The organism is Piscinibacter gummiphilus (genome assembly GCF_032681285.1).
Classification (GTDB): domain Bacteria; phylum Pseudomonadota; class Gammaproteobacteria; order Burkholderiales; family Burkholderiaceae_C; genus Rhizobacter; species Rhizobacter gummiphilus_A.
This window is the reverse complement of the sequence record NZ_CP136336.1, coordinates 1,425,953-1,440,386: the sequence shown is the minus strand read 5'-3', so window position 1 is coordinate 1,440,386 and position 14,434 is coordinate 1,425,953. Positions and strand designations below refer to the sequence as shown.

At 68.2% G+C, this 14,434-nt stretch carries 12 protein-coding genes; 3 read left to right on the top strand and 9 right to left on the bottom strand.

Annotation, left to right across the window (positions count from 1 at the left end; translation table 11 throughout):
- Nucleotides 1-62: 62 nt before the first annotated feature.
- The gene (locus RXV79_RS06900; protein WP_316702663.1) at nucleotides 63-914 is read left to right on the top strand and encodes a dioxygenase family protein; all 852 of its coding nucleotides are present in this window, start codon (nucleotides 63-65) and stop codon (nucleotides 912-914) included.
- A gap of 16 nt (nucleotides 915-930) precedes the next feature.
- Here the strand turns inward: RXV79_RS06900 and RXV79_RS06895 are convergent, their stop codons facing one another.
- From RXV79_RS06895 to RXV79_RS06885, 3 genes are read right to left on the bottom strand one after another with little or no spacing between them, the layout of a single operon-like run.
- Complete coding sequence (locus RXV79_RS06895) at nucleotides 931-2,229, bottom strand: hypothetical protein (protein ID WP_316702662.1); 1,299 nt, start codon at nucleotides 2,227-2,229, stop codon at nucleotides 931-933.
- Entirely contained in the window at nucleotides 2,226-3,008 is a 783-nt protein-coding gene (locus tag RXV79_RS06890; protein ID WP_316702661.1) for a LytR/AlgR family response regulator transcription factor, read from the bottom strand. Before RXV79_RS06890 ends, RXV79_RS06895 begins: the two co-directional genes overlap by 4 nt.
- Nucleotides 3,005-4,138 (bottom strand): sensor histidine kinase, encoded by a 1,134-nt coding sequence (locus RXV79_RS06885; RefSeq protein WP_316702660.1) that lies wholly within the window; start codon nucleotides 4,136-4,138, stop codon nucleotides 3,005-3,007. Before RXV79_RS06885 ends, RXV79_RS06890 begins: the two co-directional genes overlap by 4 nt.
- Before the next feature lie 136 nt (nucleotides 4,139-4,274).
- On the opposite strand from RXV79_RS06885, the gene argH reads away from it, so the two are divergent.
- On the top strand, nucleotides 4,275-5,672 hold the full coding sequence (argH, locus tag RXV79_RS06880; RefSeq protein WP_316702659.1) for an argininosuccinate lyase: 1,398 nt from the start codon (nucleotides 4,275-4,277) through the stop codon (nucleotides 5,670-5,672).
- Nucleotides 5,673-5,711: 39 nt separating this feature from the next.
- Entirely contained in the window at nucleotides 5,712-6,614 is a 903-nt protein-coding gene (locus RXV79_RS06875; RefSeq protein ID WP_316702658.1) for an alpha/beta hydrolase, read from the top strand.
- A gap of 45 nt (nucleotides 6,615-6,659) precedes the next feature.
- On the opposite strand, the gene RXV79_RS06870 is transcribed toward RXV79_RS06875, so the two are convergent.
- The 6 genes from RXV79_RS06870 to polA form a co-directional block, all read right to left on the bottom strand.
- Nucleotides 6,660-7,874: an ABC transporter substrate-binding protein gene (locus RXV79_RS06870; protein WP_316702657.1), complete on the bottom strand. Its 1,215-nt coding sequence runs from the start codon at nucleotides 7,872-7,874 to the stop codon at nucleotides 6,660-6,662.
- A gap of 81 nt (nucleotides 7,875-7,955) precedes the next feature.
- On the bottom strand, nucleotides 7,956-8,942 hold the full coding sequence (locus RXV79_RS06865; protein ID WP_316702656.1) for a branched-chain amino acid ABC transporter permease: 987 nt from the start codon (nucleotides 8,940-8,942) through the stop codon (nucleotides 7,956-7,958).
- Nucleotides 8,943-8,960: 18 nt separating this feature from the next.
- Entirely contained in the window at nucleotides 8,961-9,830 is an 870-nt protein-coding gene (locus tag RXV79_RS06860; RefSeq protein WP_316702655.1) for a branched-chain amino acid ABC transporter permease, read from the bottom strand.
- A gap of 3 nt (nucleotides 9,831-9,833) precedes the next feature.
- On the bottom strand, nucleotides 9,834-10,550 hold the full coding sequence (locus RXV79_RS06855; RefSeq protein ID WP_316702654.1) for an ABC transporter ATP-binding protein: 717 nt from the start codon (nucleotides 10,548-10,550) through the stop codon (nucleotides 9,834-9,836).
- Nucleotides 10,547-11,347, bottom strand: a complete 801-nt coding sequence (locus RXV79_RS06850; protein WP_316702652.1) for an ABC transporter ATP-binding protein — start codon at nucleotides 11,345-11,347, stop codon at nucleotides 10,547-10,549. The genes RXV79_RS06855 and RXV79_RS06850 overlap by 4 nt, the downstream gene beginning before the upstream one ends.
- 241 nt (nucleotides 11,348-11,588) lie before the next feature.
- Nucleotides 11,589-14,360 carry a DNA polymerase I gene (polA, locus tag RXV79_RS06845; protein ID WP_316702651.1) on the bottom strand — a complete coding sequence of 924 codons (2,772 nt, stop codon included), beginning with the start codon at nucleotides 14,358-14,360 and terminating at the stop codon, nucleotides 11,589-11,591.
- Between the last annotated feature and the right edge of the window lie 74 nt (nucleotides 14,361-14,434).

The window sequence follows — 14,434 nt, the reverse complement described above, 5'->3', positions numbered from 1 at the left end:
GCGAACACTGCATGCAAATTGGCCGAACGGTCACGGGGGGAGCGGGTGCTTCAATGATCCTCATGGACACCCGCACCCTCCCCGCCCTCTTCCTCTCGCACGGCTCGCCCATGCTGGCGTTGGAGCCCGGTTCGACCGGCCCGTTCCTGCAGTCGCTCGGAGCGGCCATCGAGTCGACCTTCGGCCGGCCGAAGGCCATCCTCGCGGTCTCGGCGCACAGCCTCGCGCGTGAGCCGGTGCTGCTCGCCGGTGCTCAGCATCGCGCCGTGCACGACTTCGGCGGCTTCCCCGACGCGCTCTACCAGCTGCGCTACGACGCAGCCGGTGCCCCCGCGCTCGCCACGCAGGTGCAGGCGCGGCTGGCCGACGCCGGCTGGCCGGTGCACCGCGTCGAAGAAGGCGGCCTCGACCACGGCATCTGGACCATGCTGCGTTTCATGCGGCCCGAGGCCGACATCCCCGTGCTGCCGCTGGCCTGGGTGCCGACGATGCCGCCGGCCCAGCAGTTCGCCCTCGGCGAAGCGCTGGCCGAGCTGCGCCAGCAGGGCGTGCTGGTGATGGGCAGCGGCAGCATCACGCACAACCTGCGCCTCATCTTCGGTGCGCAACGCCCAGCCCTCGATGCGCCCGAAGTCGCCGACAGCGCGGCCTTCCGCCGCTGGATGCACGAGCGCAGCGCCGAGCGCGACTGGGAGGCCCTCTTCGCCTACCGCGAGCAGGCCCCCCACGCGAAGGAGATGCACCCGACCGACGAGCACCTGCTGCCCTGGTACGTGGCCGCAGGCGCGGGCGGCCGCGATGCGGTGCCGCAGCGCCTGCACGAGGCGGTGACCTACGGCTGCCTGGGCATGGACGCGTATGCCTTCGGCGCCGAGGCGGCCACGCTCGCCGACGCGATGGCGAAGGGTCGCTGACGCCCGGGGGGCCGGGCTACTGCGCCGTGGCCGACGCGGCGCTCGCCGCCGAGGCCACACGCGTGGCCACCGACTCGCGGTAGCGCTTCGCCAGCACTGCCGGGCCGTCGGGCGAGCGCTTGAGCGCGCCGCGCAAGGTGGCCATCTCGCCGACGCGAGCGGTCTCGTGGAGGCGGCCGAGGGTCTGCGCGAGGGCGTTGCAGCTCCATGCATCGGACTGCGCCGCTGCGCTCAGCTGCGCCAGCGCGTCGCGCTCCTCGGCGAAGGCCGCCACCCGCTCGGCCGGCCAGCCGGCGCGTTCGCCGATGCTGGCGGCCAGGGCCACTTCGGCGGCGGTGCCGCCGCGCCGGGCCAGCACTTCGGCGACGCCCGAACACAGCTGCTGGCGGTTGGCGTCTCGCATGTCCTTCACGCCACAGTGCTGGCTGGCGGCCACGAGCGGCAGCTCGGCACGAGCCTCCAGCTTCGTCAGCTCGGCGGCCAGGCTCACGCGCGACATCAGGTCGGCCTCGGGCGGCAGCTTGGCGAGCACCGTGCCGGCAAGCGCGCCGTGGCGCGCGTCCGACCGGGTGGCGTGCGACACGCGATAAAGGGCCTCGGCCACCGCGGGCTCATCGCGGCGCAGCGAGGCGTCGGCGGCCACCTGCAGCCAGGCCATCGCGTTGGTCGGCTCCAGCCGCGCCCATTGTTCGGCCGACAGCATGCGGCACACCCCTGCGGTGCGCTGCTGCTGGCAGGCCCGCATCGCCCAGGCGTAGACCTGCGGCGTGCTCTTGAACGCGGCCAGCGAGGCCAGCTCGTCGCGCGCCCGCGCCGCGCCGCCGTCGAGCACGCCGTCGGCCACGGCGCCCTCGTCGAGCGCGACCATCAGCAGGCCGGCGGCGCGCAGGTTGTCGTCCTGGCTGGACAGAAGCATGGGCAGCACCTGGTCGCGCGCACGCCGCGCGGCACCCACGATGGGCGCCATGTCGCGCGGGCGGCCATCGGCACCGGCCTTCACGCGGCCCAGGCCGCAGACCTCGATTTCATCGGCCGCAAGATCCTGCATGGCCGGTGCCACGAGCGCGGCCGTCATGGCCGACACGCCCTGCTGCGACAGCTGGGCCTCGTCGAGCGTGGCCAGCCTCTGCACCGTGTTCGCATTGGCCAAGTCTTCGACGGCGACCTCTTCCGCCTCCGGCGGCGGCTGGAGCCCGGCCTGTACCGCCTGCCACACCAGCCCGCCCAGCACCAGCACCACCAGGCCCGCACCGACCCAGCGCATGCGCCGCGTCAACCTGCCTTCATCGCCTTGTGCATCCTCGTTGTTGTTCACAAGCCCCCCTCTGCGATCGCTTCCTTGACCGCCGCCACCTGGCGGCGCGATACCACCAACCATTCATCGACCGGCGCCACCCGCACCACCCAGCCTTCGGCCGCCTCGTCTTCGCCCTCGGCCGGAAGCACGCGCCGTTCCAGCGCCCGCAGCGCCTTGCGCGCCACCAGCGCATTGCGGTGGATGCGCAGGAAACGGTCGCCCAGGCGTTGCTCGAGGTCGGTGAGCGCGTCGTCGAGCACGTGGGTGTGCGTGGCGGTGCGCAGCGTCACGTACTTCAACTCGGCCTTGAGGTAGAGCACCTCCGAGACCGGCACCCGCACCTTGCGCCCGAGTTCGTTCACGACGATCACCGGCTCGTCGGCCGCCTCGGCTGGCGCACGCGCGGCGCCATGGGGCTGGCCGAGGCGCTGCGCCACCCGCTGCAAGGCGGCGTGCAGCCGCTCGCGGCGCACGGGCTTGGTGAGGTAGTCGACCGCGTCGAGGTCGAAGGCCTGCAACGCATGCTCGGCATGCGCCGTCACGAACACGATGGCCGGCGGGTGGGGCAGCTGCTTGATGCGCGCGGCGAGCTGCGTGCCGTCGAGGCCGGGCATGTGGATGTCGAGCAGCACCAGGTCGCAGGGGCGGTCGGCGAGCCACACGAGCGCCTGGCTCGCGTTGGCCGCCTCGCCCACCACCTGCGCCTTGGGCGAGGGGCAGTCCTGCACCAGGCCGCGCAGGCGCAGGCGGGCCAGCTCTTCGTCGTCGACCACCAGGACCTTGAGTTCAGTGTTCATAGCGGGATGACGATCTGCACGCGGAAGAAGTCTTTGTCGATGTGCGTCTCGAACTGCGCAGCCACGTCGTGCATGAGGCGCAGGCGCTCGCGCACGTTGCGCAGGGCGATGCCGTTGCCCGGGCGCGAAGGCTGCTGCGGCAAGGTGTTGACGATGCTCACCACCGCATGCGCACGCTTGACCCGCGTGCGGATGCGCACCACGCCGCCATCGGGCGCCGGCTCCACGCCGTGGCGCACCGCGTTTTCGACCAGCGGCTGCAGCAGGAGCGGCGGCACGCGGGCGGTGCCGGCGTCTTCATCGAGCTCCCAGCTCACCTGCAGGCGCTCGCCGAAACGCACCTGCTCGATGGCGAGGTAGCGCTGCGCGAGCGAGACCTCCTCGGCCAGCGTGACCGAAGCGCCGCTGTCGCTCAGCGCCACGCGGAAGAGTTCGGCCAAGTCTTCGAGCAGCCCTTCGGTACGGGCCGGGTCGAGCCGGGCCAGCGTGATCGCCGTGTTGAGCGTGTTGAAGAGGAAGTGCGGCCGGATGCGCGACTGCAACTCGGCCAGCCGCGCGGTGGTATCGGCCGGCAGCCGGGCCCGCGCCCGCAGCGTGAGCCAATAGAACATGGCGGCGGCGAGCAGCGCGCCGGCCAGCGCGGGCGGCAGCAAGGTGGTGCCCGGGCCCAGGCCGCCCGCGGCCTGCAGGCCCCAGCCGAAGGCCCCGCTGCCGGCCCCTAGCAGCACGGCCACCACCCATTGCGCCACGGCCGGCAGCCGCGCCAACACCTGCTTGAGCAGGCAGGCCAGCACCAGCCACAGCAGCAGCGCCGGCAGCGCCATGCTGGCTGCCACCGCCAGCAGCGTGAGCCACGACGCCAGATCGCTCGCCCCGAAGCTCACCGCCACCGCGAGCGTGCAGTGCACGAAGAGCAGCGCGCGCAGCACCACCCCCACGTGACACACGTCGAAGGCCGAGACGGCCCCGTTCCGCCCTTTCACGCCGGGCTCGTAAGGGCCGAAGCCGGTGGGCCCGAAGAGGCTGCTGCTGGACGTGCTGGAAGGGTCTGCCGACCCGGCGCCTTCGGCCCCCGCTCGGGCCGGGCGGCTGGGCGCGTTCACGGCGTCTGGGGGCTTGGGCTCGGGCATGTCGGGCGGGGTGGCCGAATAGAATCGGCCGCTCTGATCTTGAAGCCGGCGCGAACACCGCGCCGTCCTGCGATTGTCGCCAAGACACGCCCCCCGGCAACCGCACACACACAGCGTTACACGCCCCCCGCCCGCCATGTCCTCCAACCAACTCGACAAGAAATCCCAAGCCTGGTCTGCGCTCTTTTCCGAGCCGATGAGCGAGCTGGTCAAGCGCTACACCGCGAGCGTCGACTTCGACAAGCGCCTCTGGAAGGCCGACATCGCAGGCTCCCTGGCCCACGCCGAGATGCTGGCCGCGCAGGGTGTGATCGGCGCGCAGGACCTCGCCGACATCCAGCGCGGCATGGCGCAGATCAAGGGCGAGATCGAGGCCGGCAGCTTCGAGTGGAAGCTCGACCTCGAAGACGTGCACCTCAACATTGAGGCCCGCCTCACCACCCTCGTGGGCGACGCCGGCAAGCGCCTGCACACCGGCCGCTCGCGCAACGACCAGGTGGCCACCGACGTGCGCCTGTGGTTGCGCGACGAGATCGACTCACTCGCGCCGCTGCTGGCCGACATGCAGAAGTCGCTGGTCGACGTGGCCGAGAAGAATGTCGACACCATCCTGCCTGGCTTCACCCACATGCAGGTGGCCCAGCCGGTGAGCTTTGCGCACCACCTGCTGGCCTATGTGGAGATGTTCAAACGCGACGCCGAGCGCCTTGCCGATGTGCGCAAGCGCGTGAACCAGCTGCCGCTCGGCGCCGCCGCACTCGCCGGCACGAGCTACCCGCTCGACCGCGAGCGTGTCGCCAAGACGCTGGGCTTCGACGGCGCGTGCCAGAACAGCCTCGATGCGGTGAGCGACCGCGACTTCGCGCTCGAGTTCACCGCGTTCGCCTCGATCGCGATGGTGCATGTGTCGCGCCTCGCGGAAGAGATCGTGCTCTGGATGAGCCAGAACTTCAGCTTCATCGACCTCGCCGACCGCTACTGCACTGGCTCGTCGATCATGCCGCAGAAGCGCAACCCCGACGTGGCCGAGCTGGCGCGTGGCAAGAGCGGCCGGGTGGTCGGCCACCTGATGGGGCTCATCACGCTGATGAAGGGCCAGCCCCTCACCTACAACAAGGACAACCAGGAAGACAAGGAGCCCTTGTTCGACACCGTCGACACGCTGCGCGACACGCTGCGCATCATGGCCGAGATGGTGGGCGGCATCACGGTCAAGAAGGACGCCATGGAACGCGCGGCCCTGCGCGGCTACGCCACCGCCACCGACCTCGCCGACTACCTGGTGAAAAAGGGCCTGCCCTTCCGCGATGCGCACGAGGTGGTCGCCCATGCGGTGAAGACCGCCATCGCGCAAGGCAAGGACCTCTCCGAACTGCCGCTCGCCACGCTGCAAGGCTTCAACGCGACGATCACCGACGACGTGTTCGGCGTGCTGAGCCTCGCCGGCTCGCTCAACGCCCGCCAGGTGCTCGGCGGCACGGCACCCGTGCAGGTGCGCGCCCAGATCGCGCGGCACCGCCAGCGCCTCGGCTGAGGCTGCATCCAGGGCGAAACCGGGCGCGTAAGGGTCTCCATGAACCGACGCTTCCACCTTGGCCGCCTCGCCACCCTGCTCACCCTGCCGGCCTTGAGCGCCTGCTCCTCGGGCCTCAATGCGCTCAAGCCTTCGTCCACCTACGTGGCGACCGTGGGCGTGAGCTACGGGCCCGACCCGCGGCACAAGCTCGACGTCTATCGCCCTTCCGGCAAGCCGCCGCGCGGCGGGTGGCCGGTGGCGGTGTTCTTCTACGGCGGCTCGTGGCATTGGGGCAGCCGCACCGAATACACCTTTGCCGGCGAAGCGCTGGCCTCGCGCGGCGTGCTGGCGTTGATCGCCGATTACCGCCTCTACCCGGAAGTGCGCTACCCCGGTTTTCTCGACGACAGCGCCCGTGCTACCGGCTATGCGCTCAGGGAAGCCTCGAAGCTCGGCGGCAACCCGCAGCGGGTGTACGTGATGGGCCACAGCGCCGGCGCTTACAACGCCGCGATGGTGGCGCTCGACGAGCGCTGGCTGAAGGCGCAAGGCCAGTCGCCCGCGTCGCTCGCCGGCTGGATCGGGTTGGCGGGCCCTTATGAGTTCCTGCCGATCAGCAACCCACAGGCGCAGGTGGTGTTCCACCACCCCGACGTCCCCCCCGGCACGCAGCCGATCGACTACGTGAAGCGCGACGCACCGCGCGCCTTCCTCGGTGCGGCGCGCAGCGACCACCTCGTCAACCCGGTGCGCAACACCGAGCAGATGGCCGAGCGCCTGAAGTCAGCCGGCGCGCCGGTGGAGCTCAAGCTCTACGACGGCGTGGACCACGTGACGCTGGTGGCCTCGATGGCGTGGTCGCTGCGCTGGATGTCGAGCGTGCTCGACGACGTGTCGGGTTTCATGCTGGCCGAGCCGGCCACCACACCCACCACCGCCGCGAAATCGGCGGCCCAATGAAAAGAGCCGCACGAAGGCGGCTCTCTCACATGGATCGACCCGCGATCAGTCGTTCGCGCCGATCAGCTCGCCGAACAGCACCCACTGCGTGCCGTTGAACTTGGCCAGCTGGCCCTGCTCCATCAGGAAGAAGTCGGTCGGCGAGGTGTTGATCGCCATGCCGGGCAGCAGCAGCGGCAGCTTGAAGTTCTTGAGGTTGGCCGCCTGCTTCATCAGGTTCTCGCGGGTGAGGTCGTTGCCGCACTGCTTGAGCACCTGGTGCAGGGTCTGCGCCGTGAGGTAGGCGTACATGTTCGACGCATCCTTCGGGTCACCCTCGCGGTAGTGGCGGCCCATGAAGGCGCGCCATTCGAGCATGGCCGGGTCGTCCTTCCACTGCGGGTCGTTGGGGTCCTTGTAGTACTGCAGCGTGATCAGGTCCTTCGACTTGTCGAGACCGGCCGGCACCAGCACCGAGCCCACCGACGCGCCCACGTTGTTCACGATGTGCAGCGGCTTCCAGCCCGAGTCGAAGGCCTTGCGGATCGCCTGGGCCGAGAACTTCGGCGTGGTGATGTTGATGAAGGTGTCGGCACCCGACGCCTGCAGCGTGAGGATCTGCGAGTCGACGGTCGGATCGGACACCTCGTAGGTCGCTTCCTTCACCACCATCGTGGCGGCCTTGGCGCCCAGGCCGTCTTTCACGCCCTTGAGCACGTCTTTGCCGTAGTCGTCGTTCTGGTAGAGGATCGCGACCTTGGCGTTGGGCTTGTTCTTCAAGAGCCACTTCGCGTAGATCATGCCTTCGGACTGGTAGGCGATGTTCCAGCCGATGGTCCACGGGTAGGCCTTCGGGTCGGCCCACTTGGTGGCGCCCGTCGACAGGAAGAGGTGCGGCACCTTCTTCGCATTCATGTACTTGTGGATCGCGCTGTTGGGCGCGGTGCCGAGCGTGTTGAAGGTGGCAAGCACTTCTTCCTGCTCGACGAGCTTTCTGATCTGCTCGACCGTCTTGGGCGGGCTGTAGCCGTCGTCCAGGCTGATCAGGTTGACCTTGCGGCCGTTGATGCCGCCCTGCTCGTTGACCATCTTGAAGTAGGCCTGGTGCAGCTTGCCGATCGTGCCGTAGGCCGAGGCAGGGCCGCTGTAGGGCATGGTCTGCCCGATCTTGATCTCGGTGTCGGAGGCACCAGGGCCGTATTTGCCTGCGGCCATCGCGCCGACACTGAAGGCCAGCGACGCGGACGCCGCCAGCACGAGGTTCAAGGTTCTGGATGTCATGTCGCTTCCTTTCGATCGAACTGAAAACACATTGGCTGCGGCCAGACGCTTCCCATCAACGCATCGGCCACCGATGAGGGTCTACTGAGTTACCCGCCCTCGTAGAAACCGAGCCCTCAGGATCCGGATCAGGCCGGCCACCCCTGTGGGCATCACGTACATGAAGACGATGAGGAACACGCCGTAGATGGCCCACGGCGCCGACTTGGAGATCTGGTCGGCCACGTTCGGGATGAACTGGATGAAGAGCGCGCCGAAGATCGCACCCGAGATCGAAGCCAGCCCGCCGATCACCACGCCGATGAAGAGGCTGAACGACAGGAAGATGCCGAAGGAGTCGGGCGCCACGAACTGCACCGCGATCGCGCCGAGCGCCCCCGCGATGCCGGTGTACATGGCCGACACGCCGAAGGTCAGCGACTTGTACATCGAGGCGTTGACGCCCATTGCCCGCGCGGCGATCGGCTGGTCGCGCAGCGCCACCATCGCGCGGCCGATGCGCCCGCGCAGCAGGTTCCAGCCGATGAAGAAGAGCAGCACCGTCCACGCGAGGATGAAGAGGTACAGCCACTTGTCTTGCGACAGGCCGGTCCATTCCGGCGCATCGGGCTTCATGATGACGAGGCCTTGCGAGCCGCCCGTCCAGTGCTCGAGCGCCTTGTGCTTGAGGATCTGCGGCATGGCGATGCCGAGCGCGAGCGTGGCAATCGCGAGGTACAGGCCTTCGAGGCGCAGCGCCGGCAGGCCGAAGAGGAAACCCGCCACCAGGCACACGAGACCGGCAAGCGGGATCGTGGCCCAGTACGGCAAGCCGACCTTGTCCATCAGCACCGCCGCCACATACGCGCCGATGGCATAGAAGGCGCCGTGGCCGAGCGAGATCTGGCCGTTGAAGCCCATCAGCATGTTGAGCCCGAGGATCGCGATGGCGTAGCACAGCGCGAGCGCGAGCTGGAACACGCGGTAGTCGGGGATGAACATCGGCACGGCAACCGCCGCGACCAGGAGGACTGCGAGGCCGGCGAGCTGCTTGCCGCTGAGCGCGGGCTTTTGGAGGGTGGTGGTCATGGTGGTGCTCCTCAGGCCTCAGACGCGCGAGACATGGGTCTTGCCGAACAGGCCCGAAGGCTTGAGCACCAGCACCCCCACGATCAGCACCAGGGCGACGGTGTGCTTGAGCTCGGTGCCCAGGTATACGCCGACCACGTTTTCCAGCACGCCCACGATGAAGCCGCCGATCACGGCGCCCCACGGGTTGTCGATGCCGCCGAGCAGCGCGCCGGCAAAGGCATACAGCAGCACGCCGCCCATCATGTTGGGCTCGAGGAAGACGACCGGCGCCACCATCATCCCGGCGATCGCGCCGATGGCCGCGGCCAGGCCCCAGCCCAGCGCGAGCATCCAGCCCACCCGCACGCCCACGAGCCGCGCCGAGACGGGGTTCTGAGCCGCCGAGCGCATGGCCAGGCCCAGCGGCGTGTAGCGGAAGAAGACGAAGAGCATCGCCAGCAGCACGAGCGTGATGCCCATCGAGCCGATCTCGTGCGACGACATGTAGCGGTTGCCGAAGAAGGGCTGCTCGGGGAACGGGCTCGCGAAGGGCTTGATCGTGTAGCCGAAGATCCAGCCGGCCACGCTGTTGAAGATGACGAGCAGGCCGATGAAGACGGTCACCACCGCGAGCACCGGCGCGTTTTCCACCGGGCGGATGACGACCCGCTCGATCACCACGCCCGCCACGAACGCGACGATCGTGGTGAGGAAGAAGGTCGCCCAGTACGGCAGGCCGGCCTGCATCAGGGCCCACGCGAGGTAGGTGGCGAACATCGCCATCTCGCCCTGCGCGAAATTGATCTCGTGCGTGGCCTGGTAGATCATGACCAGCGCGAGCGCCATGCTGGCGTAGATGCCGCCGGTGGCCAGGCCCGACAGCACTTGGTGAATCAACAAATCCATGGATCAGTAGCCCAGATACGAGCGGCGCACCGACTCGTCGTTGCGGATGGATTCCGAGGTGCCCGAGATCACGACCTTGCCGGTCTCGAGCAGGTAGGCGTGGTCGGCGAGCTTCAACGCGAGCGAGGCGTTCTGCTCGACCAGCAGCATGCTGATCCTGTCGCTCTGGTTGATGGCCTTGAAGATCTCGAAGAGCTCCTGCACCACCAGCGGCGCGAGGCCGAACGACGGCTCGTCGAGCAGCAGCAACCGAGGCCGCAGCATCAGCGCGCGCGACACCGCCAGCATCTGCTGTTCGCCGCCCGAGAGCGTGCCGGCCTGCTGCTTGCGGCGCTCCTTCAGGCGCGGGAAGTAGGTGTACATGCGCTCGAAGTCGAGCGCGACCTCGGCCTTGTCTTTGCGTGTGTAGGCGCCGACGCGCAGGTTCTCTTCCACCGAGAAGTTGAGGAAGGTGCCGCGGCCATCGGGCACGTGGGCCACGCCTTGGCGCACGATGTTTTCCGTGGCCTTGCCATCGATGCGCTCGCCGCCGAGCGTGATCTCGCCTTGCGTCTGCACCATGCCGCACACGGCGCGCAGCGTGGTGGTCTTGCCGGCGCCGTTGGCTCCGAGGATGGTCGTGATGCCGCCGGTCTTCACGTCGAAGTCGAGGCCGTGCAGCACTTTGGTCTGGCCGTATTGCGCGCGCAGGCCGCGCACTTGCAGGAGGATGTCGCTCATGCAGCCTCCGCGCCCAGATAGGCCTTGATGACTTCCGCGTTGGCCTGCACTTCCGCCGGCGTGCCGTCGGCGATCTTGCGGCCGAAGTTGAGCGCGACGACCTGGTCGGAGACGCGCATCACGAGGTTCATGTGGTGCTCCACCAGCAGGATGGTCAGCTTGAGTTCGCTGCGGATGCGGCGCAGCAGGTCCATCAATGCACCTACTTCTTCGTGGTTCAGGCCACCGGCCGGCTCGTCGAGCAGCAGCAGCTTCGGCTGTGTGATGAGCGCACGGCCGAACTCCACGCGCTTCTGGGTGCCGAAGGGCAGGTCGGCCACCACGGTCTCGGCGACGGAGCCGAGTTCAAGCAGTTCGATCACCTGCTCCACATGCTCGCGAAGGCGCTGCTCTTCGCGGCGCACGCTCGGCAGGCGCAAGGCGTTGGAGAGATAGCCCGTGCTCGTGCGGCTGTGACCGCCGAGCATCACGTTCTGGCGCACGCTCATCGTGCGGAAGAGTGCGAGGTTCTGGAAGGTGCGGCCGATGCCCATCGACGCAATGCCGTGCGGCTGCACTTCGGTCAGCGAGCGGCCTTCGAAGGCGATGCGCCCTTCGCTGAATTCGTAGAGGCGCGACAGGCAGTTGAACAGCGTGGTCTTGCCCGCGCCGTTGGGCCCGATGAGGCCCACGATCTTGCCGGCCTCGACCTGGAAGGAGACCTTGTCCAAGGCCGTGATGCCACCGAAGCGAACCGTGACGTCGCTAACGTCAAGAAGCGGTGGTGTGCTGCGCGCGTCGATTCCAACTCTCCCCATTCATGGACCGAGGTTCTGCAAAGCAAAACGTTGACCTGGCGTTCCGCCCCTCAGATCGAAAGGCGAGCGCAATGTAGTGTGGAGTCCTGCGCAAAGGCAGAGGGGTGTTTCCCGTAAGGGAGGGCCCAGGGAGTTGTTTTCCTAGGCCTCGGTTCCGAGAGGTGGAATCGAACGCGTGTGCCTGAAACCGGCTTCTTCAACTGCCTTCAACGCGCGCGGGACGCTGCGCTCGAGGCGCTCCTCAATGTGCTTCGTCCCAGTTCGGGCCGACACCCACCTCGGCCAGCAGCGGCACCTTCAATTGCGCCACGCCCGCCATGAGTTTCGGCAGCTCGGCGCGCACCCATTCGAGCTCGGCTTCGGGCACTTCGAACACGAGTTCGTCGTGCACCTGCATGACCATCAAGGTGCGCCGTTGTTGCGCATCGAGCGCGGCCTGCACGGCGATCATCGCGAGCTTCACGAGGTCGGCCGCGGTGCCCTGCATCGGTGCGTTGATCGCCTGCCGTTCGGCGCCGGCCTTGCGCGGGCCATTGCCGCCGTTAATTTCGGGCAGGTAGATGCGCCGGCCGAAAAGGGTCTCGACATAACCCTTCTCGCGCGCGGAAATCTTGGTGTCGTCCATGTAGCGCTTCACGCCGGGGTAGCGGGCGAAGTAGCGCTCGATGTACTGGTTGGCCGCACTGCGCTCGATGCCGAGGCTCGCCGCCAGGCCGAAGGCCCCCATGCCGTAGATGAGGCCGAAGTTGATGGTCTTGGCATAGCGGCGCTGCTCGCTCGTCACCGCCGCGGGCTCGATGCCGAAGACCTCGGCGGCCGTGGCGCGGTGCACGTCCATGCCTTCGGCGAAGGCCTTGAGCAGGTTCTCGTCGCCGGAGATGTCGGCCATGATGCGCAGCTCGATCTGCGAGTAGTCGGCGCTGACGATCACACTGCCGGTCGGCGCGATGAAGGCCTCGCGCACACGCCGGCCCTCGGCCGTGCGGATCGGGATGTTCTGCAGGTTCGGGTCGTTGCTGGACAAGCGCCCCGTCACCGCCACCGCCTGCGCGTAGTTGGTGTGCACGCGGCCGGTCTTCGGGTTGACCATCAGCGGCAGCTTGTCGGTGTAGGTGCCCTTGAGCTTCGACAGCGAGCGGTGCTCCAGCAGCTTGGCCGGCAGCGGGTAGTCCTCGGCGAGCTTGTCGAGCACTTCTTCGTCGGTGCTGGGCGAGCCGCTCGCGGTCTTCTTGATCACCGGCAGGCCGAGCTTGCCGAAGAGGATCTCGCCGATCTGCTTGGGGCTGCCCATGTTGAACGGCTGGCCCGCGAGTTCGTGCGCTTCGCGTTCGAGCTGCAGCATGCGCTCGCCGAGCTGCTGGCTCTGCTGGGCCAGGCGCGCGGGGTCGATCAGCACGCCGTTGCGCTCGATGCGCTGCAGGATGTGCGTGACCGGCATCTCGATCTTTTCGTAGACGAAGCGCAGGCCCTTGTCGGCCTCGACCTGCGGCCACAGCGTCTGGTGCACCTGCAGCGTCATCTCGCTGTCTTCGCAGGAGTACTCGGCGGCCTTCTCGATGTCGACCTGCGCAAACGGGATCTGGTGCGCGCCCTTGCCGCACACGTCTTCATAAGACAGGCCGGCACGGCCGAGGTGGCGCTGCGCGAGGCTGTCGAGGCTGTGCGGCTTGTGCGCCTCGAGCACGTAGCTCTGCAGCAGCGTGTCGTGCACGTAGCCGCGCACGGTGATGCCGGCATTGGCGAGCACGTGGCTGTCGTACTTGATATTCTGGCCGAGCTTGGGCGCGTCGGCGTTTTCGAGCCAGGGCTTGAGGCGCTGGAGCACCATGTCGCAGGGCAGCTGGTCGGGCGCCCCGGCGTAGCTGTGGCGCAGCGGGATGTAGGCCGCCTCGCCCGGGCTCACGCTGAGCGAGATGCCGACGATCTGCGCAACCATCGGGTCGAGCGAATCGGTCTCGGTGTCGATGGCGGCGAGCGGCGCCGACTCCACCTTGTCGGCCCACAGCTCCAGCTCCTCGGGGGTGAGCACGGTGGTGTAGCTGCGGCTGATGGCGTGGTTGGCCACCATCGGCGTCGGGTTGGCGAGCACGGCGGGCGCCTCGGCCGCGGCGCTACCGCCCCCGAGCGCCTCTTCCAGCTCGCGCTTCCAGGTCTTGAAGCCGTAGCGGGTGTAGAAGTCGAGCAGCGCCTCGCGGTTGACGGGCTGCAGCGCCAGCGATTCGAGCGCCGGCCAGCCGGGCACGTGCTCGGCGAAGTCGCAATCGGTCTTCACCGTCACGAGCTGGCGGCCCATGGGCAGCCACTCGAGTGCCTTGCGCAGGTTCTCGCCGGCCACGCCCTTCACCTTGTCGGCCGCGGCGATCACACCGTCGAGCGAGCCGTGTTCAGCGATCCATTTCGCGGCCGTCTTGGGGCCAACCTTCTCGACGCCCGGCACGTTGTCGACCGCATCGCCCATCAGCGTGAGGTAGTCGACGATGCGCTCGGGCGGCACGCCGAATTTCTCGGTCACGCCGGCCACGTCGAGCTTCTCGTTGCTCATGGTGTTGATGAGCGTCACGTGCTCGTTGACGAGCTGGGCGAGGTCCTTGTCGCCGGTGGAGATGATGACCTTCTGCCCCGCTTTCGCGGCGATGCACGAGAGCGTGCCGATCACGTCGTCGGCCTCCACGCCTTCGACCATCATCACCGGCCAGCCGAGCAGCTTCACCACTTCGTGGATGGGCTCGATCTGCTGCACCAGCGGCTCGGGCATGGGCGAGCGATGGGCCTTGTACTCGGGGTACCAGTCGTCGCGGAAGGTCTTGCCCGGCGCGTCGAACACACACACCGCGTGCGAGGGTTTCACGTCCTGCACGGCCTTTTTCATCATCGCCACCATGCCGTGGATCGCCCCGGTGGGCACGCCGCCCGGCCCGCGCAGATCGGGCAGCGCGTGGTAGGCGCGGTAGAGGTAGCTGGAGCCATCGACCAGCAGCAGCGGGCCGTCGTCGGGAAGCAGGGGCAGGTTCATGGCGCGGATTGTCGGGGAAGCGACTCGCCCTGCCGGACTGCTGCCATTTCGAACCCATGCCCACCCATGCGGGT

Bases quoted from the DNA above. Each gene is read 5' to 3' on its own strand.
- argH (WP_316702659.1), top strand. From the start codon at position 4,275: ATGTCCTCCAACCAACTCGACAAGAAATCCCAAGCCTGGTCTGCGCTC.
- RXV79_RS06860 (WP_316702655.1), bottom strand. From the start codon at position 9,830: ATGGATTTGTTGATTCACCAAGTGCTGTCGGGCCTGGCCACCGGCGGC.
- RXV79_RS06850 (WP_316702652.1), bottom strand. From the start codon at position 11,347: ATGGGGAGAGTTGGAATCGACGCGCGCAGCACACCACCGCTTCTTGAC.
- RXV79_RS06855 (WP_316702654.1), bottom strand. From the start codon at position 10,550: ATGAGCGACATCCTCCTGCAAGTGCGCGGCCTGCGCGCGCAATACGGC.
- RXV79_RS06875 (WP_316702658.1), top strand. From the start codon at position 5,712: ATGAACCGACGCTTCCACCTTGGCCGCCTCGCCACCCTGCTCACCCTG.
- RXV79_RS06900 (WP_316702663.1), top strand. From the start codon at position 63: ATGGACACCCGCACCCTCCCCGCCCTCTTCCTCTCGCACGGCTCGCCC.
- RXV79_RS06885 (WP_316702660.1), bottom strand. From the start codon at position 4,138: ATGCCCGAGCCCAAGCCCCCAGACGCCGTGAACGCGCCCAGCCGCCCG.
- RXV79_RS06890 (WP_316702661.1), bottom strand. From the start codon at position 3,008: ATGAACACTGAACTCAAGGTCCTGGTGGTCGACGACGAAGAGCTGGCC.
- polA (WP_316702651.1), bottom strand. From the start codon at position 14,360: ATGAACCTGCCCCTGCTTCCCGACGACGGCCCGCTGCTGCTGGTCGAT.
- RXV79_RS06865 (WP_316702656.1), bottom strand. From the start codon at position 8,942: ATGACCACCACCCTCCAAAAGCCCGCGCTCAGCGGCAAGCAGCTCGCC.
- RXV79_RS06870 (WP_316702657.1), bottom strand. From the start codon at position 7,874: ATGACATCCAGAACCTTGAACCTCGTGCTGGCGGCGTCCGCGTCGCTG.